25 protein-coding genes are annotated in these 17,760 nt (G+C 61.6%); 1 reads left to right on the forward strand and 24 read right to left on the reverse strand.

What is annotated here, in order from left to right; all coding sequences use genetic code 11:
- Nucleotides 1-7: 7 nt before the first annotated feature.
- The 12 genes from nifU to nifH form a co-directional block, all read right to left on the reverse strand.
- Entirely contained in the window at nt 8-1,015 is a 1,008-nt protein-coding gene (gene nifU, locus MSIL_RS18395) for a Fe-S cluster assembly protein NifU (protein ID WP_041369492.1), read from the reverse strand.
- Nucleotides 1,016-1,041: 26 nt separating this feature from the next.
- Entirely contained in the window at nt 1,042-1,362 is a 321-nt protein-coding gene (locus MSIL_RS18400; RefSeq protein ID WP_012592575.1) for a HesB/IscA family protein, read from the reverse strand.
- 195 nt (nt 1,363-1,557) lie between these two features.
- On the reverse strand, nt 1,558-2,253 hold the full coding sequence (locus MSIL_RS18405; RefSeq protein ID WP_012592576.1) for a nitrogen fixation protein NifQ: 696 nt from the start codon (nt 2,251-2,253) through the stop codon (nt 1,558-1,560).
- 4 nt (nt 2,254-2,257) lie between these two features.
- Complete coding sequence (gene fdxB / locus MSIL_RS18410) at nt 2,258-2,575, reverse strand: ferredoxin III, nif-specific (RefSeq protein WP_012592577.1); 318 nt, start codon at nt 2,573-2,575, stop codon at nt 2,258-2,260.
- Nucleotides 2,575-2,775, reverse strand: coding sequence for a CCE_0567 family metalloprotein (locus tag MSIL_RS18415; RefSeq protein WP_012592578.1), 201 nt, complete (start codon nt 2,773-2,775; stop codon nt 2,575-2,577). The genes fdxB and MSIL_RS18415 overlap by 1 nt, the downstream gene beginning before the upstream one ends.
- Nucleotides 2,776-2,846: 71 nt before the next feature.
- On the reverse strand, nt 2,847-3,314 hold the full coding sequence (locus MSIL_RS18420; RefSeq protein ID WP_012592579.1) for a NifX-associated nitrogen fixation protein: 468 nt from the start codon (nt 3,312-3,314) through the stop codon (nt 2,847-2,849).
- Between the two features lies 1 nt (nt 3,315).
- Nucleotides 3,316-3,717 (reverse strand): nitrogen fixation protein NifX, encoded by a 402-nt coding sequence (gene nifX, locus MSIL_RS18425; RefSeq protein ID WP_012592580.1) that lies wholly within the window; start codon nt 3,715-3,717, stop codon nt 3,316-3,318.
- Nucleotides 3,714-5,108, reverse strand: a complete 1,395-nt coding sequence (nifN, locus tag MSIL_RS18430; RefSeq protein ID WP_012592581.1) for a nitrogenase iron-molybdenum cofactor biosynthesis protein NifN — start codon at nt 5,106-5,108, stop codon at nt 3,714-3,716. Before nifN ends, nifX begins: the two co-directional genes overlap by 4 nt.
- Nucleotides 5,109-5,119: 11 nt before the next feature.
- Complete coding sequence (gene nifE / locus MSIL_RS18435; protein ID WP_012592582.1) at nt 5,120-6,568, reverse strand: nitrogenase iron-molybdenum cofactor biosynthesis protein NifE; 1,449 nt, start codon at nt 6,566-6,568, stop codon at nt 5,120-5,122.
- A 167-nt stretch (nt 6,569-6,735) separates the two neighbouring features.
- On the reverse strand, nt 6,736-8,295 hold the full coding sequence (gene nifK, locus MSIL_RS18440) for a nitrogenase molybdenum-iron protein subunit beta (RefSeq protein WP_012592583.1): 1,560 nt from the start codon (nt 8,293-8,295) through the stop codon (nt 6,736-6,738).
- Between the two features lie 72 nt (nt 8,296-8,367).
- Nucleotides 8,368-9,834 carry a nitrogenase molybdenum-iron protein alpha chain gene (gene nifD / locus MSIL_RS18445; protein WP_012592584.1) on the reverse strand — a complete coding sequence of 489 codons (1,467 nt, stop codon included), beginning with the start codon at nt 9,832-9,834 and terminating at the stop codon, nt 8,368-8,370.
- Nucleotides 9,835-9,908: 74 nt separating this feature from the next.
- A complete protein-coding gene (nifH, locus tag MSIL_RS18450; protein ID WP_012592585.1) occupies nt 9,909-10,790 on the reverse strand; it encodes a nitrogenase iron protein in 882 nt (293 codons plus the stop codon).
- Between the two features lie 456 nt (nt 10,791-11,246).
- Between nifH and MSIL_RS18455 the strand changes: the two genes are divergently transcribed.
- A complete protein-coding gene (locus tag MSIL_RS18455) occupies nt 11,247-11,681 on the forward strand; it encodes a response regulator (protein WP_012592586.1) in 435 nt (144 codons plus the stop codon).
- A 158-nt stretch (nt 11,682-11,839) separates the two neighbouring features.
- On the opposite strand, the gene MSIL_RS18460 is transcribed toward MSIL_RS18455, so the two are convergent.
- The 12 genes from MSIL_RS18460 to MSIL_RS18515 all read right to left on the reverse strand — a co-directional run bounded on the left by MSIL_RS18460 (nt 11,840) and on the right by MSIL_RS18515 (nt 17,636).
- Nucleotides 11,840-12,736, reverse strand: coding sequence for an SIR2 family NAD-dependent protein deacylase (locus tag MSIL_RS18460; RefSeq protein ID WP_012592587.1), 897 nt, complete (start codon nt 12,734-12,736; stop codon nt 11,840-11,842).
- Nucleotides 12,737-12,774: 38 nt separating this feature from the next.
- On the reverse strand, nt 12,775-12,999 hold the full coding sequence (locus tag MSIL_RS18465) for a hypothetical protein (protein ID WP_012592588.1): 225 nt from the start codon (nt 12,997-12,999) through the stop codon (nt 12,775-12,777).
- Nucleotides 13,000-13,094: 95 nt separating this feature from the next.
- Nucleotides 13,095-13,391: a 2Fe-2S iron-sulfur cluster-binding protein gene (locus tag MSIL_RS18470; RefSeq protein WP_012592589.1), complete on the reverse strand. Its 297-nt coding sequence runs from the start codon at nt 13,389-13,391 to the stop codon at nt 13,095-13,097.
- Between the two features lie 35 nt (nt 13,392-13,426).
- Entirely contained in the window at nt 13,427-14,575 is a 1,149-nt protein-coding gene (locus MSIL_RS18475) for a DegT/DnrJ/EryC1/StrS family aminotransferase (protein ID WP_012592590.1), read from the reverse strand.
- A complete protein-coding gene (locus MSIL_RS18480; protein ID WP_012592591.1) occupies nt 14,575-14,844 on the reverse strand; it encodes a DUF6129 family protein in 270 nt (89 codons plus the stop codon). The genes MSIL_RS18475 and MSIL_RS18480 overlap by 1 nt, the downstream gene beginning before the upstream one ends.
- A gap of 1 nt (nt 14,845) precedes the next feature.
- A complete protein-coding gene (nifT, locus tag MSIL_RS18485; RefSeq protein WP_041368185.1) occupies nt 14,846-15,058 on the reverse strand; it encodes a putative nitrogen fixation protein NifT in 213 nt (70 codons plus the stop codon).
- A 68-nt stretch (nt 15,059-15,126) separates the two neighbouring features.
- Nucleotides 15,127-15,366, reverse strand: a complete 240-nt coding sequence (locus MSIL_RS18490; RefSeq protein ID WP_012592593.1) for a nitrogen fixation protein NifZ — start codon at nt 15,364-15,366, stop codon at nt 15,127-15,129.
- Nucleotides 15,363-15,668 (reverse strand): nitrogen fixation protein NifZ, encoded by a 306-nt coding sequence (locus MSIL_RS18495; RefSeq protein ID WP_012592594.1) that lies wholly within the window; start codon nt 15,666-15,668, stop codon nt 15,363-15,365. The genes MSIL_RS18490 and MSIL_RS18495 overlap by 4 nt, the downstream gene beginning before the upstream one ends.
- A complete protein-coding gene (locus MSIL_RS18500) occupies nt 15,665-16,516 on the reverse strand; it encodes a 4Fe4S-binding leucine-rich repeat protein (protein ID WP_012592595.1) in 852 nt (283 codons plus the stop codon). The genes MSIL_RS18495 and MSIL_RS18500 overlap by 4 nt, the downstream gene beginning before the upstream one ends.
- Complete coding sequence (locus tag MSIL_RS18505) at nt 16,506-17,048, reverse strand: hypothetical protein (protein ID WP_012592596.1); 543 nt, start codon at nt 17,046-17,048, stop codon at nt 16,506-16,508. The genes MSIL_RS18500 and MSIL_RS18505 overlap by 11 nt, the downstream gene beginning before the upstream one ends.
- 7 nt (nt 17,049-17,055) lie before the next feature.
- Nucleotides 17,056-17,412: a HesB/IscA family protein gene (locus MSIL_RS18510; RefSeq protein WP_012592597.1), complete on the reverse strand. Its 357-nt coding sequence runs from the start codon at nt 17,410-17,412 to the stop codon at nt 17,056-17,058.
- Nucleotides 17,409-17,636 (reverse strand): 4Fe-4S dicluster domain-containing protein, encoded by a 228-nt coding sequence (locus MSIL_RS18515; protein WP_012592598.1) that lies wholly within the window; start codon nt 17,634-17,636, stop codon nt 17,409-17,411. Before MSIL_RS18515 ends, MSIL_RS18510 begins: the two co-directional genes overlap by 4 nt.
- Between the last annotated feature and the right edge of the window lie 124 nt (nt 17,637-17,760).

Below are 17,760 nucleotides of genomic sequence, written 5' to 3' on the forward strand. Positions count from 1 at the left end.
CGCCTCCTCAATGTCCGCCGGCGACTTTGCCGAAAGGGGTCTTGCCGACCGGGATGACGCGTAGCGGGACGCCTAGCTTTTCGACCAGTTTTTCCTGAATGCCGGAGATCGTCGCGCTGGCGAGTTTGCAGAGCACGCAGGCGCCCGACATTTTGACGAGGACATTCGAGCCGTCGACGTCGATCAATTCGCAATCGCCGCCATCCTTGCGCAGGAACGGGCGCAGCTCCTCGATCGTCTCCTCGATCAGCTTGATCTTGCGCAAATTCGTCATCGCCGGTTCGCCCGCGGGCGCCGAAGGGGCGAGCGGCGAAATCTGCACTCTGGGGCGCGAGACCGGCTGCGCTGGGGTCTCGGGCGCCGCTGCGACTGCGGCCGGCGCCGGCCTTGGCGCGCGGGTTTGCAGAGAAAAGGCGGCCTCCTTGGCGATCAATCCTTCGGCGACCAACTCGGCGTTGGTTTGCGCGAGGACGGCCTCAAGCTTGTCGTAGCAGGTGAAGCAGCCGGCGCCGGCCTTGGTAAAGGCGGTGAGTTGGTCGACGCTTGTCAGCCTGTTCATCCGGATGGCGCGCTTCAGCGCGCCTTCGCCGACGCCGGAGCATTTGCAGATCAGGGCGCCGGGCGCGTCGCCGGCCGTCCAGGCTTCGCCGCGAAAATTCGCGATCGCCGCCTGCAGCGCGTCATGGCCGAGGACCGCGCAATGCATTTTTTCCGGCGGCAGGCCGCCAAGGGACTCTGCGATCTGCTGGTTGGTCAGTCCGGCGGCTTGCACGATTGTCTTGCCGATGATGAGCTCGGTCAGCGCCGAAGAGGAAGCGATCGCCGAGCCGCAGCCGAATGTCTGAAAGCGGGCGTCGAGAATGACCTCTGTCAGCGGGTCGACTTTCAGCATCAGCTTCAAGGCGTCGCCGCATGAGAGCGCCCCAGCTTCTCCGACCGCATTGGCGTCGGCGAGGGGACCGGCATTCTTCGGATTGAAGAAATGATCCTTGATTTTGTCGCTGTAGTCCAACATGGCGGGGGTCCCGGCGCTTTCGGTCATCAGCTGAAGGATTTGCCGCAGGAGCAGCTATTGGTGGCTGTCGGATTGTTGAAGGTGAAGCCAGCGCCTTCGAGGCCCGACACAAAATCGACGGTCGTGCCATAAAGATGCGGCAGGCTCGCCTCGTCGACATAGACCTTGACGCCGTCGCGCTCGACGAGGATGTCGTTGGGGTTAATGTCGCTGACGAGGCCCATCATATATTTGAGGCCCGCGCATCCGCCCGCCTCGACCATGATGCGAAGGCCCTCGACCTGCGCGCCCGCTCCTTCGATCGCCTGGCGCACCGCGTCCACTGCGCCGTCCGTTAGCTGGATCATGGTGAAATTCCTTAAATTTTTGGACCTGCCTCAGACCCTGTTTCGCAATAGCCGTGCCATTAGCTAACATATTGAAAAATAGAGGATTGCGTCACGGCGGGGGCCGTGTCTGAATTCCATCAAATGTCTGGAAAAGGACAAACGAAGGAGGTTCTAAAATAAGCCGGAGCGGGCGCGCGAAGCCGGAAAAAGGCTTCACCCGGCGCGGGGGGCGTCGCGTCTGATGCGGGCGAGGGCGCTTTCGCCGGTCTCCTCGCCGAAACAATTGTCGAAATCGGCGCATTCGCGGCAGCTTGGCGCCGTGCAGAGCGTGAAGCCTTCCATCTCGCAAAGCGAGCGATAGAAGAACTTCTTCCATTTCATGTTGGAGACGTTGCGGCCGGCAAGATGCGGAAAACGCTCGTCCATGAGCCGCGTAAGTTCTGCCCGTTCGATGAGGCCGAGATCCTGCCACAGATGATTGTCAGACATGGAGCGGCGCACGACCATCGCGGTCAACCAGCGCGCCGGCGCGGATTGATCCGCCTGGTGGCTTTGCAGCAGCTGCAGCAGCTGTTCTTCTTCATCGTCGAAGGCGGCTGTCGACGGCTCGGCGGCAAGGTCGATTTGGGCAAGGCCCGCGGGAAGCCAATCCCGCAACAGCTGCGCGAGTTGATCGCGATCAAGTCCGACGGCGCGGCCAAGCGAGGAGCCGTCCAGCGCCGCCTCGTGAAGGCCGACCGCGAGGATACAGGCCAGGACATGGGCGGTAAAAGGATCCGCCGCCGCGGCTGGCGCGGGCGCGGCGCGCAGGGCGTCGTAGAACGCGGCGGGATCGGGCGCGCGCTCGCCGCGCCCGACCGCGTTAAGGCTGGGCGCCGGCGTCGATCCGTGAGCCGCAGCAATTATCATCGCGCTAGGCCGACAAAGCGTCGGCGCTTACGTGCGTCTGGCAATTTTTCGGACAGACCTTGGAGCAGGCGTTGCAGCCAATGCAGGAATCCGGGTGCTCCACCGCCATGATCTTGCGGTTGAGATCGCCGTCGAAATCATCGTCGTCGTCCTGCGTCACGGCGCCAAGAATCTCGCCCTCGTCATTGACGCCATAGAGGGTCATGACGTTTTGCGGACACACCTTGAAGCAGCGGCCGCAGCCGATGCAGGTGACGGGATCGATTTCGGTGAGATATAGCGGCGTCCATGCGGCGCCGCCGCGGGTTTTGAACTCGGACATCACGCGTCCTCCAGAGCCTTGAGCCGCGCGCGGGCGTCTTCGAGAGCCTTGTAAGCGTCATAAGTCTGCTGGGCGACGTCGTTGATGGTCGTCCAGTTGATCGGCAGATCTTCCGATAGATCGTGAAGCGCCATTTTCATATTGACCGCCTTGGACGAGAGCTTCCTGATCTCGGCCTTGACTTCGTCGATGGAGCTCAAATCGTCCTCCTAAGGGTTGAGCGCGGGCTCCGGGGCGCTCGCCCCGGAGGCGCTGTTGCGAAAAGTCCGGTTCAGTATTTTGCGACTTCCGGAAATTTTTCGATCATCTCGACGCCCTGCTGCACATATTTCGTGCCTTCCTCGGCAAGCTTTTCAAGTGTGAGGAAGCCGAAGCGATGCACGTCGCGCAGCTGCTTGTTGACGACGATGAGCCGCCCGGCCATGAGCACCTGACGGCCGAAGCCTTCATGGCTCATCTTCATCATCGGCGAGACCATGCAGCCGGTGGCGCGCTCGATGGCGAGGCCGACGGCGTTGAAGAAAAGCTCCACCCGCCACAGAATTTCCGGGTCGGGATCGCCGATGATCGGGAGCTGCTTGCGCGCTTCCTTGTCGACGATATAGGGCGCGATGAGATCAAGATCGCTCTTGTTGTCCCAGCTTCCATGCGTGTCCTGCGCGCGCCACTGTTTGATCAACTCCTTGACGAACGGGGAGTCGACTGCGGGGACTTCCGCGACGTCTACGGTCTCAACCATCTTACACCTCTTCCTCGAACTCGATTTTCCGTTCCTGGCCCTTCATCATGACCTTGCGCAGCCATGGCGGGGGCACGCCGTTCAGCACGGCCTTAAGCTTGTCGAGGAGATCGTCGATTTCCTCCGGCTGATTGACCTTCATCGGATGGATGTTCGCCGCGACCACACGGGCCGCGCCCGAGCCGCCGATGGCGGCGACATAGAGGATCGCGCAATCCTTGATCGCATCCAGCTTCGGCCCGAGCTTGTCCTCATTGCCGTCTTCCTGCAGATCGCCCTGGAATTCGAAGGTCTCGACTAGGGAGGCGCTTTCGGGCGTCAGCTCATAGACCATGATGTTCTTGGCCCAGCCGAAGTGAGCGTCGACCCGCTTCAGATCCTGGGTTGCAAATGCAACTTTCATAACGCCTCCATTCTTGCAGGTTCGCTTAACGTCTCTGGCCTCGTTTGCGCGGCCGCGCCGTGATCCGTCCGCCAGCTGTCGGGATCCGGTTCATGCGCATTCGCGATGAAAAGATTGCCGATTTCGAAAATCAGATTGCGCGACGCGCGATAGCCGATCGACGTCTCGTGGCCGGCTCCAAGCCGGTCGAACATCGGCACGCCGGCGCGGAAGAAGGGAATGTGAAGCCGCTCGGCCGCCTGCCGTCCGTGCGAATGGGTGATCAGCAAGTCGCAGTCTTTGGCGCGCTCCTCGAGGTCCTCGAGGTCGCCGATCAGCACGGTCTCGACCGGCAGCTTTGCCAGCAGCGGCGATTCCGTCGTCGTCACCGCCGTCGCGATCACGGCGCCAAGATCGGTCAGCCAGCCGGCCATGTTCCACAACAAGTCAGGCTCGGCGCCGATCGCAACGCGCTTGCCGCCGAAGAAGAAATGTCCGTCGAGCATCGCGTCGACGAGCTGGCCGCGCTGCTTGCGATATTTCGCCGGAACCTCCCGCCCGCTCGTTTTGGCGAGAAAGGAGATGAGATCATCGTTGGGCGCAAGGCCGGTCAAACGGTCGAACAGAACGAAGGGCGTTCCCGTCTTGGCTTCGAGCGTCTCTGCGGCGAGCCGCATCTGCTCGCCGATGACGAGCGTGATGGCGGCCTCGCCGAGCGTCGCGATTTCGGAAAGCGACGTGCCGCCGAGCGTCGTCGGCGTGAAATCGTCCGGGATATGTCCGTCGAGCGAGCCCGAAAGATCGGGCAAAAAGACCGGCGTCAGGCCGAAGTCCTCGACGATGCCGCGCAGCTCGTCGATATCGCCCGGGGTGAGATGGCAGCCAACGAGGATGTTAAGGCGGCTCAGGTCGCGCGGCGCGCTCTTGGCCCGCTCCGGCGTCAGATCCTGGATAAGCTTGGCGACGGTCTTGCCCCAGCCGTCCTGAAAGGCGTCCTTGAAATCAGGGGTCGAAACATAGACCATTTCGACGCCATCGAGCTCAGGATGTTTGTCGCGGATCAGCCGGATGAAGCCTTCGACATCGTCGCCCTTGGTTTCGGTGACGCCGGTCGAGCAGATGCCGATGATCGCGGGCTTGGCGCGCTTGACGATATTCAGCACCGCCTGTTCGACATTGTCGAGACCGCCAAGGACGGTCGCGACCTCGCTCATCGCCGTCGTCTGCAGCGGAATGGCTTCGCGAAAGTGACGCACCAACAGGACGAGGCCAAAAGAGGTGCAGCCCTGCGAGCCGTGCAGCATCGGCATGCAGTTCTGGACGCCCATCATCGCCATGGCGCCGCCCATCGGCTGGCTCATCTTGAGCGGATTGACCGTGCAGGCCTTTTTGGGTTTCTGGACTGTCGCCATGGCTCTCGCCCCTATTCCGCCGCGAGCGCTGTTGGCGCCGCAAGTTCCGGCTCGGGCTCCGAAAACATTTCCGAAGGCTTCGTCTCCCAGGGGGCGGCGCGGCGCGCCTGTTCCCACACGGGATTGTAGAGCGCCTTGTCGATCTCCTTGACGAGCTCGGCCATGCCGACATAGCCCATATAGGCGTGGTGGCGCTCCTGGTTGATGTCGAGCCAGGGCATTTTCGCCTTCAGCGAGATGAACTGCGAACGGCCGCCGGAAAGCATGATGTCGGCTTTCGCGTCCTTCAGCATCTTGTACATTTCGCGCGGCGTCATATCGTCGATCATATGGGCGTCCTGGCCCATCAACTCCTTGATCTTTTCCTTGTCCTCTTTGGTCGACTTCTTGACGCTGGTGCCGACGATTTCACATCCGGCTTCCTGCAGCGCGGCGACGACCGACCAGGATTTGACGCCGCCCGTGATGAGCAGCACGCGCTTGCCGGCGAGCCGCGCCCGATAGGGCTCGATGCTCTTCCAGGCGAGCGCTTCCTCGCGGGCGATCACCGCCTCGGTGCGCTCCATCAGCTCGGCCGGGGCGCCTTTTTCGATCAGCAGACGGGCGATCTCGCGCAGCGAGTCGCTGGTGTCCTCGATGCCGTAGAAAGAGCCCTCGAAGAAGGGAATGTCGTAGCGCTCCTCCATCTTGCGGGCGACGTTGATCATCGCCTTGGAGCAGACCATCATCGAGGCTTTGGCGCGATGCGACCAGGCGACTTCCTTATATTTGGCGTCGCCCGAGATGCAGGACAAAATGCGAATGCCGAGTTCGTCGAACAGCGGCTTCACCTGCCACAATTCGCCGGAGAGATTATATTCGCCAATGATGTTGATGTCGTAGGGCGTCGTGTACTCGGGCTCCATCGTGCCGATCACATGATCGAGGATGGCCTCGCCGGCGAGCTTGTTGCCGAGATTTTTCGGGCCGACGAAACCTGGCGAAATGACGGGGATGACGGGCTTGTTGAATTTGGCGGCGGCGGCCTTGCAAACGGCGCCGATATCATCGCCGATCATCGCGGGCACGCAGGTCTGATAGACGAACACGGCCGGCGGATCATATTTGTCGATAATTTCCTTGATCGCTTTGAACAGCCGCTTCTCGCCGCCGAAGATGACGTCCGTCTCGTTGATGTCGGTCGTAAAGCCGGTTCGGTAAAGCTGAGATCCAGAGGATTTGGCGCCTCGGTTGTCCCATGAATTGCCCTCGCAGGCGATCGGGCCGTGAACGAGGTGGGCGACGTCGGTGATCGGCTGCAGCGCGATTTTGGCGCCGTCGAAGGCGCAGCCGCCGGCAGCGGCCCCCGGCTGCAATTGCTTGGTGCAGCCCTTCTTGCGTTCCTTGTCGGATTTGCCCTGATTCTTGTCGCAGCCTGGCTCGTTGAAAACGTCCTGGATCTTGTTCGCTAAACTGGTCATGCCTACCTCTTCGACTACGAGCCATGGCGCTAAGTGGGTGGCCCCCGGGTTGCGCCAGTCGATCAGACAAGTTGCATGCGTATTATATTGGCGGCGGTTCGCCGCGACCACGGTCAAGGCGTGGCGCGGCGGAGCCGGACGCGGCGCCCCGGAAGGCGCCGACGCTGTTAGCGGATGATGTCGAAGCTGTAGTCGGACTTCGCCACGACATTGGTGTTGCGGTCGATTTCGTCGAAGATCTTGTCGAGGATCCAGACGAGGACGTTCATCGCGCCCTGATAGCCCCACACCGGATAGCGGTGATAGTGGTGACGATCGAAGATGGGGAAGCCGATGCGGATCAGCGGGGTGCCGGTATCGCGATCGAGATATTTGCCGTAGGTGTTGCCGATCAGGAAGTCGACCGGCTCCGTGAACAGCAGCGAACGCATGTGCCACAGATCCTTGCCGCCATAAGCGTGGCAGCCCTTGCCGAACGGCGAGGCGTCGAGGATGCCCTGCATTTTCGCTTCCCAGGCCTTGCCGCCATTGGTCGACAGAACATGGGTCGGCTCGGCGCCGAGCTCGAGCAGGAAGGAGGCGAGGCCGATGCAGAGATCGGGATCGCCATAGATGGCGAATTTCTTGCCGTGGATATGCGCGCTCGAATCAGCGATGGCGTCGACGAGGCGTCCGCGCTCGCGGGTCAGCTCCGCCGAGATTGGCTTGCCGGTGATACGGGAAAGCGCCATCAGAAACTCGTCGGTGCCTTTGACGCCGAGCGGATGGTTGAAGGACACAACCTCTTGGCCCGTCGTCTCGATGAACTTCAGGGTCTTTTCGGTGCAATATTCCTGCATCGAAATCGTCGCCTTGGCGTGGATCGCGTTGGCGGCGTCTTCGAGCGTGGTGCCGCCGTCATACATGCGGAATTCGCCATCGGTCGGCGTATCCCAGACGTCGCTGTTGTCGCCCATAATCGTGTACTCGATATTCATCGAGTTGAAGATTCGCTTGATCTCCCGCAGATTGCCGACCGTGTAGCCGTCAAACCCGCCGAAGAAATTGATCTTCTCATTCGGAACGCGCTCAAGCTTCGGCGCGGTGCCGGCCTTGCCGTCCCAGAAATGCTCCACGACGCCTTTCATCACATTGTCGTAGCCGGTGATGTGGCTGCCGACGAAAGCCGGGGTGTGGGCGAAGGGAACGTCATATTCCGCCGGGACCGAGCCTTTTTCCTTGGCCGTCTTGATGAAGGCGTTGAGATCGTCGCCGATGACTTCCGCCATGCAGGTCGTCGACACCGCGATCATCTTCGGCTTGTACATATTGTAGGTATTGGCGAGGCCGTCGATCATGTTGTTGAGGCCGCCGAACACCGCCGCGTCTTCCGTCATCGAGGAGGAGACGCAAGAGGTCGGCTCCTTGAAATGGCGAGAAAAATGGCTGCGATAATAAGCGACGCAGCCTTGCGAGCCATGGACGAAGGGGATCGTCTCCTGAAAGCCGACGGCGGCGAACACGGCGCCGAGCGGCTGGCAGGCTTTCGCCGGATTGACGGTCAGCGCTTCGCGAGCGAAATTCTTCTCGCGATATTCTTCCGTCTTGGTCCATTCGCGAACGCGTTCGAGCTCTTCGTCAGCGACGGGATTTTCGAAGTTCTTTTTCTTGTTTTCGAACATTTCCTTATATTCCGGCTGCCGGAACAGGTTGAAATGGTCGAGAACGTTGTCAGGATTCTGTGGCATAGTTAAACCCTTTTGGTTCCGAAGCCGGGGGGCGCGCTCTCCCGGAGGAGAGCGCGTTATTTAAGAAGCCGATCAGGCCGCCCAGGGGGTCTTGGCCAGCTTCCAGACCGGCGAGTTGATCGCCATGTCCATGTCGCGCGCGAAGATCGCGAAGCCATCGTAGCCGTGATAGGGGCCCGAGTAGTCCCACGAGTGCATCTGGCGGAAAGGCACGCCCATTTTCTGGAAGACGTATTTTTCCTTGATGCCGGAGCCGACGAGATCGGGCTGGATCTTTTCGACGAATTTCTCGAACTCGTAGCCGGTCACGTCGTCATAGATCAGCGTGCCGTCCTTCACATAGTGGGTGGTGCGCTGATAGTCGTCGTTGTGGCCGAACTCGTAGCCCGTCCCGACGATCTCCATGCCGAGATCCTCGTAAGCGCCGATCACGTGGCGCGGACGCAGGCCGCCGACGAACAGCATAACGGTCTTGCCTTCGAGGCGCGGCCGGTATTTGGCGATGACGGCGTCGGTCAGCGCGCGATATTTGGCGATGACGCGCTCGGCGCCGTCCTTGATCTTGTCGTCGAAATGGCTGGCGATCTTGCGCAGCGATTCTTCGATCTTGGTCGGCCCGAAGAAATTATACTCGACCCACGGTATACCGTATTTCTCTTCCATGTGGCGCGAGATGTAGTTCATCGAACGGTAGCAGTGCAGCACATTCAGCTTCGCCTTCGGCGTCGCCTCGAGCTCGGCGATGGTGCCGTCGCCGGACCATTGCGCAATCACGCGAAGACCCATTTCCTCGAGCAGGATGCGGGAAGACCAGGCGTCGCCGCCGATGTTGTAGTCGCCGATGATCGCGACGTCATAGTCGGTCTGCTCGAAGCGGGCGGGCTTGCCCTCCTGCTTGTCGAACACCCAGTCGCGGACGGCGTCGTTGGCGATGTGGTGGCCGAGCGACTGCGACACGCCGCGGAAGCCTTCGCAGCGGACGGGAACGATCGTCTTGCCTTCATATTCCTTCGACTTGGCCTTGGAGACCGCCTCGATGTCGTCGCCGATGAGGCCGATCGGGCACTCGGACTGAACGGTGATGCCCTTGTTCAGGGGGAACAGGACCTGAATTTCGTCCATGATTTTGGCGAGCTTCTTGTCGCCGCCGAACACAATGTCCTTCTCCTGGAAATCGGAGGTGAACTGCATCGTGCCGAAGGTGTCGACGCCCGTGGTGCCGATGTAATAGTTGCGCCGCGAGGCCCAGGAATACTGACCGCAGCCGACGGGGCCATGGCTGATGTGGATCATGTCCTTGATCGGACCCCACACGACGCCCTTCGAGCCGGCATAAGCGCAGCCGCGGATCGTCATGACGCCGGGGATCGATTTGATGTTCGACTTAACGCCGCAGTCAGGCTTGCCTTCCTCGAACGTGCCGAGATGCTTGGCGCGTCGCTTGGCTGTTTTCTCCGGATAGACTTCGAGGACCTCCTTGATGAGGGCCTTGTTCCGGGCTTTGATGTCTTCGATGGATTCAGCAGGCGCCAGGCTCATGGTCGCACCTTTCAAAATCGGTTGATCGGAGGAGGACGCCAGCTCCTGACGGAGCCGGCGTCCGGCCGGTTTGATTAGGCCGTCAGTTCGGCGGCGGTCTTGCCGACCTGGGATTCGTCGACGGCCTTCATGATGCCGTGAGCCATCAGCAGGTCTTCGAGTTCGTCCATCGTGATCGGGGTCGGGATAACGCCATTGCCCTTGTTCGCGTGGATCTTCGTCGCCAGCGTGCGGTAATGCTCGGCCTGCGCGCAATCGGGCGCGTATTCGATGACTGTCATGCGGCGCAGTTCGGCGTGCTGGACAATATTGTCGCGCGGGACAAAATAGATCAGCTTGGTGCCGAGCTTTTCGGCCAGCGCTTCCGCCAGCTCATATTCCTTGTCCGTCTGGCGCTCGTTGCAGACGAGACCGCCGAGGCGCACGCCGCCGGAATTGGCGTATTTCAGAATGCCCTTGGAGATGTTGTTGGCGGCATACATCGCCATCATCTCGCCGGACATGACGATGTAGATTTCCTGCGCCTTGTTCTCACGGATCGGCATCGCGAAGCCGCCGCAGACCACGTCGCCGAGAACGTCATAGGAGACATAGTCGACGCCTTCGTACGCGCCGTTTTCCTCGAGGAAGTTGATCGAGGTGATGACGCCGCGGCCGGCGCAGCCGACTCCCGGCTCCGGGCCGCCCGACTCGACGCAACGGATGTCGCGGAAGCCGACTTTCATGACGTCTTCGAGCTCGAGGTCCTCGACGCTGCCAGCTTCAGCCGCGAGGCTCAGGATGGTGTCCTGCGCCTTGGAGTGGAGGATGAGGCGGGTCGAATCGGCCTTGGGGTCGCAGCCGACGATGAGAATTTTCTGGTCCATGGCGGCGAGAGCCGCGAGGGTGTTCTGGGAGGTCGTCGACTTGCCGATGCCTCCCTTGCCGTAGAATGCGATTTGCCGCAGATCTGACATTGCTTGCTCCTTGATCCCGTTAATTTGCCTCGGCGCCCCTAACGTCGGCCGACTATCTGGAATGTTGCCTAAGCCGTGCGGCGCCGGGCGCAGGCGCCGAGGGTGCGCTTTCCCGAGAAGTGCCTAAACGGCGACAACCCGCCCCACGCAGACCCTATTCCGCAAACACCGTGCCAGAGCCAAATTAGGCAATCAACTTACTGATTTTAAACGAATAAAAAGATGTAGGGCGGGCATTGATGGCCGTGTCCCAAAGCCGACATTGCTGTCTCAATTCGGCGGAAACGAACAGCGCTAAATGGAGCATTCGGAACGTTTTTCCGCCGCCGCGCCGCCGCCGCGCGCCGGCTGGTCGTTGGAGTTCCCGCATGCGGGTTGCAGCCGCCATCGGTATGTAAATTGCTAATTGGGATGGAGCTCAATCTGGGACGGAGCTCAAATCATGGAGACAACATCATGCAGATCGGCGTAGAGACGTCGCGAGCGGTTGAAAACAAGCGCATTTTCGTCGTCGACGATGACGAAATCATCCGCGCCGCCCTGCAATTCATGCTCCATGACGAAAATGAGACGCATGAAGTCGGATCGGTGCAGCGGGCGTTCGAGAAATTGCCGGATGGGAAGCCGGATCTCCTCCTGCTCGCGTCGTCGATCGTGCGCAGCGAAGGCGTCGGCGTTTTGTCGGATATCAAGCAGAAGATCCCGGGAGCCAAGATCCTTGTGATCGTCGAGTCGGCCGGCGATGAATTTGGCAAGCAATGTCTTGCCGCCGGCGCGCATAGCCTGCTTGCGAAGCCGTTAAAGCTCGAGACGGTGCGCGAGAGGGTCGACGTGCTGCTTGGACGGCGCGCTGGCTTTGCTTTGCCGCTCAGCGTCCTGAAGACGTCCTGACTCCGCCGGGGGAACTGGTCGCTGGGGAACAGCTGAAGGCGGCAGGCGCAGCCTTGTAATCCAGGATTTACGGAAATCCAGGGTCATCCTGCACGAGGCGAGAGATTCAGATCAAAAAGTCGATCCCGGAAGGCGCCGCCGTCCGGGATCTGTTTGCGTCAGGCGATCGAGGCCATTTCCGGGCGGCTCGCGGCGCTGTCGGTCAGTTTCGCGACAAAAACGTCAAGCGGCTGGTCGATCCATTCGATGTTCTGCTCGCGCAGGAAGCGTTCCTCATTGCGCGTGAGCGGCCCCGCCATCACAGCCCAGTGGCGGTCGGACGAGCGTTTCATGATCTGCCGCGCGAAACTGCGTTCGATCTGGCTTGAGAAGCGGCAGCCGACGAAGAGGAAGCTCTTGCCGCGCCGGATCGACTGCACCGCCTCGGGAATGGGCGTCTGAATGTCGATTTCCGTCAGAACCTCGACATAGTCCGAATCCGAGATGATGTAGTTGGCCGCTGGAGAAACCGAGCCGATCGGCTGATAGATCAGCGTCGTCCATTTCAGCGTTTCGTCCGGCGCATCGGCCGGCGCTTTTGCGCCCGAACCGTCCTGGATGCGTGAGACGCCCGGCACCTGTGAGCCGTCGGCGCGGAAATAATGCACCCATTCGCCAAAATGCTCCGCCTGGCTGACGCCTTGCGCCATGCCCCAGTCGGCGCGGCCGGCGAACGCCTTTTGCAGCAGATCGTCGTACCAGGCGTTGACGAGGACCGGCAGTTTCGCGCGGCTGGCGAGCCACGTATGCAGCGCGGTCGGTGGCGTCGCATTGGTGAACGCTTTCGTCATCGTCTGAGCGACCGTCTTGCGGTGCTTGAAATTTTCGATGAACTGCGCAGCCGCCGTCAGATTGTTGCGAATCTTGTGCGGCACCGTCGCCGCCGCGGTCAATTGGGTCACCAGCGTTTCGGGCGAATGCGGCGGGGCGGCCTCGCCGGCGAGGGCAAGGGCCCCCGGCCCGAGATAGGGAACAACGTCTCCGCGATCCATCGCCGCGAGAATCTGGTCAATCATTTTATCTTCTCCTGCGGAGGGTCGCTGGCGACGTCAGCCTATTGAAGGGCGGCGGCTTTCAGCGCTTCGATTTCCGCCGCGGGGTAGCGGAAGACGCCGCGGCCGCCGGAAAGCGCTTCAAAGCTCTCGCCGGTCTTGTTGATGTTGATCAAGCGGTCGAACCATTCCTGCGGCGCGAGGCCTGCCGGCCGATCCTGGATTTCGCTGACGGTGCCATCGGGATAGAAGCGGACGTGAAGGATAACTTTTTTCTCTTCGCTCATTGTCTCGGCCTTTCATTGAATGCAATCAGGCAATGTCGCATTTACAACGCGTACAAGGCGCCCGATCGGATCAGGGAATTGCTCTTCGTCCGCTTTCAGACGAAGCTCAGCACTTCGACGGTGACCGGCTCGGTCCCGAACATCGCCTGGCAGGCGAGGCGCGACTTCGAACCAACGCCGATGATGGTGTCGAGCATTTCATTCTCGACGCGGGTCATCTTCGAGATGGTCTTGCGACCTTCCTGAACGAAGACGTGGCATTGGCCGCATTTGGCGTTGCCGCCGCATTTCGAGACGATCTTTTCGCCGGCGGCGAGCAGGGCGTCGAGCAGCGAGGTGCCTTCGGCGGCTTCGATTGTTTTTCCGGATGGCTGAATGGTTAAAAGCGGCATTGTCTTCTCCTGTTGATGAATGGCCTCGGGGCGCGTCAATAGATCGCGGCGCCGGCGCCGTTGTTGATGGAAGCGTCCTTCATCGTGCCGACGATGAACGCGATCTGCTCTTCTGTGAGATGAGCGTGGAACGGCAGCGCCACCGCCCGGTCCGCCACTTTCTCCGTGACGAAGAAATCGCCCCGGCGATATCCCATGTCGAAATATCGGCGCTGGAGATGAAGCGGCTGAGAATAGGCGGCCGATTCAATCTTTTCGGTCTTCAGATCGTCGATGATCGAATCCCGGCTCGACCGGGAAAAGCGGGTGCCGAGATGGACGACGAAAAGGAACCAGTGAACCTCGTCCACGTCCGGCGCGATGTAGGGATCCTTGATCCCTTCGAACGACCGGAAATAATCGCCATAATAGGCCTCGATGGTCTTGCGCCGCGCCAGCAGAACGTCGAGGCGGCGCAATTGCGCAAGGCCAACCGCCGACGCAAGGTCGCTCAGGGACGCCTGTAGCGGCGCGACGGCGCCGATCACGACCGAAGTCCGCTCTTCGAGCTTGCGCGAACGCAGCCGGCGAATCGCCAGGGCGCGGTCGTCATCGTCGGTGACGATCATGCCGCCTTCGCCGCAGATCAGCGCGCCAGGCTGTGAGAAATCGAAGATCGAACAATCCCCGAAGGAGCCGACCCGCGCGCCTTTGTAGACCGAGCCGATCGCCTCGGTGGAATCCTCGATCAAGGCGACGCCCGCGCCTGTGGCGAGTTCGCGCAGCGGCGCCCAGGGCGCCGGGTGGCCGGCGGGATTGCCGGCGACAATCATGCGCGTGCGCTCGGTGAGACAGGCCGCGGCCTTGTCGGGCGCCAAGGCTCCGGTCCAGTAATCGACATCGGCGAACACCGGCCGCGCGCCGGTCAGCGCGATGGCGTGGACGGTTTCGCGGAAGGAATGCGAGGGCGCGACGATTTCATCGCCGGGGCCGACGCCATAGGCTTGCAGGGTGAGATAAAGACCGATGATGCCGCTCGACACGGCGATGGCGTGCTTGCGCCCGAGATATTGCGCAAACGCCTCCTCGAATCCCTCGGTGACCGGCCCAGACGACATCCTGGCCGAGACCAGCACGTCACGTGCGGCCGCGGCTTCGATCTCCGACATGTCGGGGTCGGACAGGGTCAGCCAGGTCGTATCCATCACCTCGCTCCTTTCGACGCCAGCACGACTCCGGTGGCGCAGCTCGGATCGGTTGTCAGCTTGACGCAATGATCGCGGCCGTCGAGCAGATAGAGATTGCAGCGCTCGAACGATCGGTAGGGCGTCTCGTCGGCGACGTCCGAGGCGTCGCAACGGCTGAGCGGGAGGCCGGGAAAACGGCGGCGCAATTCGGCGAGCGCCGCCGGATCAAGCTCCGCCGTCGCCAGAAAAGCGCTGATCGCGCCAAGACTTTGTTCGTCAAGCGTCATATTAATCGCCGCTCAATCGCCGCGCTTCCACCGTGATGGGAAGCGTCGTTTCGGGACCCATTTCCGGCAACGCCAACAGCCAGCCGTTTTGCAGCGTGATCGTGCCGCCCCACATGTCCGGCTTTTCCATCTCGACGATGGGCTCTTCGAGGTCCTTCTTCGGCACATAGGCGGAGAGGATGCCTTCCGAGCTTCTGCGGATCATGATTTTCACGGGGCGCCTTTATGGGTTATGTTTATAAAAAGGACGGCCGGCGGCGACGCCGCCGGTCCGTCAGGCAACTAGAGCGGCGTGATCTCGTCTTCGAGACAGCCGACGACCCGATGCTCGCCGAATTCGACGAGATAGACGGGGGTCTCGGTTTCGACATGCGAGCCGACCTGGACGATTTCTCCGGCGTCGCCGGCCCGGACCAGCAGAGCGTTCTCCGGCTGCTCGGGATAGGAGCCGTCGTTGAACAGATCGGCTGTGGCGCGGACCCTTTGTCCCCACTCGAATTTTCCGGGCGAAGAAGCGCTCATGATGAAGCCCCGCTAGCTGTTGTGGTGATGGTTTCGACGGGATCGAGCTCCTTGCGCTTCATCCCGACACGGTAGCCTGTAGCGACGAATTCGACGCCATAGATGTAGAATTGCTGCAAAAAGGTGCCGATGCTGACGACATAACCTTCGTCGCCCTTCTTGCAGAGCACCTCGCCGATCTCCTTGCCCATGAAGGTGCCGTCGTTGCGGACGGTTTTCTTCGCCCGCACCTTCTGGCCGTAATTATAGAGCGGCGGCTGATTGAGCTCGACGACTTCGCTATCGCGACTGATGTTTGTCATCTCAAATCCTCAGCGGTTGGGCGCTCCAGCGCCTCGGGCGAGGCGCTGCCGAGCGGCGCAAGAACGGGAAAGACGCCATCCCCGGCGTGCGGATCGCCGTCGCGCCGGCCGGCCGAAATGCGGTCCTGCGCGGCGGCGCGCACCAGCGGATCTTCATCCTCGGCGAGCCCGCGCACGACCTCTATGTCCGCGCGCAGCACGATTTCGTAGCGGACCCGCCAGTCGGGATCGCCGGTCAGTTTTGCGAGATTGGCGGGCTCGAGCCGTCGCGCCGCCTCGAGCCGAACGCCGGCCTCGGGGTCGGCGGCAAGGCGCGAAAGATGCTCGAGGCCGATGCGCACAGCGACGACGCGCCGGACTTCGACATCGGCGTCGCCGATCATCAAGACGAGGAGGTCGGCCGGGATTTTTCGCGCGACCGTCTGGCGCACGTAATAGTCCGGGTCGGCGATCATGGCCATCAGGTCGGCGCCTTCGAGGCGCTGCGCGACGCGGATGCGCACTTCGCGGTGCGGATCGTTGCGCAGCCGCAGAAGATAACGGTTCGGCAGGCGGCGCGCGGCGCTCCAGCGGACGGCTTCCTCGGGATCGTCGAGCAGGGGCGGCAGATGGAACACGTCAGCCGCTTTGGCGCCGCAGGCGCGCACCTCGAAATAAGGATGCTCAAGATAGCTGTTGGCGAGGCTGGGATTCCAGTCGAAGAAGCGGTCGATGCGCCGCGCATAGCGGTCGTGCACGCAGGCCTTCAGCGGCTGGCAGCGGGAATTCAACAATTCGATATGGGCGCAATTGGCGCAAATGACCGCCTCGCCGCGCCAGTCAAGGGCTTCGTCGATGTCAGTCTTCATCTTCAGCTCCCATCCTGTCGGCGATGTCGAGCAGCAGTCCCGCGTTGATCTTGTCGGAGGGATCGAGCGCCAGGAGTTTTGTCACGGCTTCGCGGCCCTCGTCGATTTCGCCGACGCGCATGTGCAAATAGGCGTAGCCTTTTAACGTGAAGGTGAAGAAGCGCGGCAGCACCGCGGAATAGGAGCCGAAATCGGCGTCGTCCGGCTGCACGGCGCGCCAGTCGCGGGCAAGGCCAAGCTCGCTCAGCGCCTTGTCGAGGCAGGCGCGCGCCACCCCGATGGCGTCAAAAAGGCGCCCCTTGTAGAAATAGAAACGGTAGAGCCCGATCAGCACCGCAGGATGTTGCGGCGCCGCTGCGAGCGCTTCGAGCAGCAATGTCTCGGCGACGTCGTCGAGATGATAAGACGCCGCCGCTTCGCGGAGGCGGCGCTCCGCGGCGGCGGGCAGCCCCTCCCCGAGAATCGACGCCGCAATGGCGTCGATCTCGAGCGCGGGGGGCGCCTTTGCGTCTATGTCGTCGCTCGCGAACATTCTGGCCCTATTTCGCCGACGAGAGAGCCGGCTCTTCCAAAGCCGCCGGCGCGGTGCTGCTGCAGCCGCATGACGCCTTTTTCGGATCGATGAAGTCGAAGCCGGTCTTTGCCGGCGTATCGACGAAATTGATCGTCACGCCGTCGAGAAGAAGCCGGGCTTCGGCGCCAAGAAACAGGCTGACGCCGTCCTGCGTGAAGACCTGCTCGTTGGCGGCCGGCGCCGGCTGCACGCTGAACTCGGCGCTGAGGCCGGAGCACCCGCCCGGCGTCACCTGCAGCCGGAGACCGCTGCCGGGACCCCCGTCGAACATGACGAGGCGGCGAACGAATTTATGAGCGGCGGGGGTCAGGGTGATGTTCATGCCGCATTCCCTTGGTAGCGCGGCAGCGAGTTGTCGATGACGCAGGTGTTGTCCACCGGGCAGACGGCGACGCATTGCGGGATATCGAAATAGCCGATGCACTCGGTGCATTTCTTCGGGTTGATGACGAAGGTGCCGCCTTTCTCGCTGATCGCGACATTGGGGCATTCAGCCTCACACGCCGAACATGACGTGCATTGCGAGGCGACGATCTTGTAGGTCATGGCTCACTCCTTTCCTGACGGACTTTATGATCGAGCGTTTTCGCCATCGGCTTGTGAAAGCGCTCGATCTCTTTCGATGTGACGCATCTTCTTGTCGCCGACGTTTGCAACGTCCGCGACAAGA

The organism is Methylocella silvestris BL2, from assembly GCF_000021745.1.
Taxonomy (GTDB): domain Bacteria; phylum Pseudomonadota; class Alphaproteobacteria; order Rhizobiales; family Beijerinckiaceae; genus Methylocapsa; species Methylocapsa silvestris.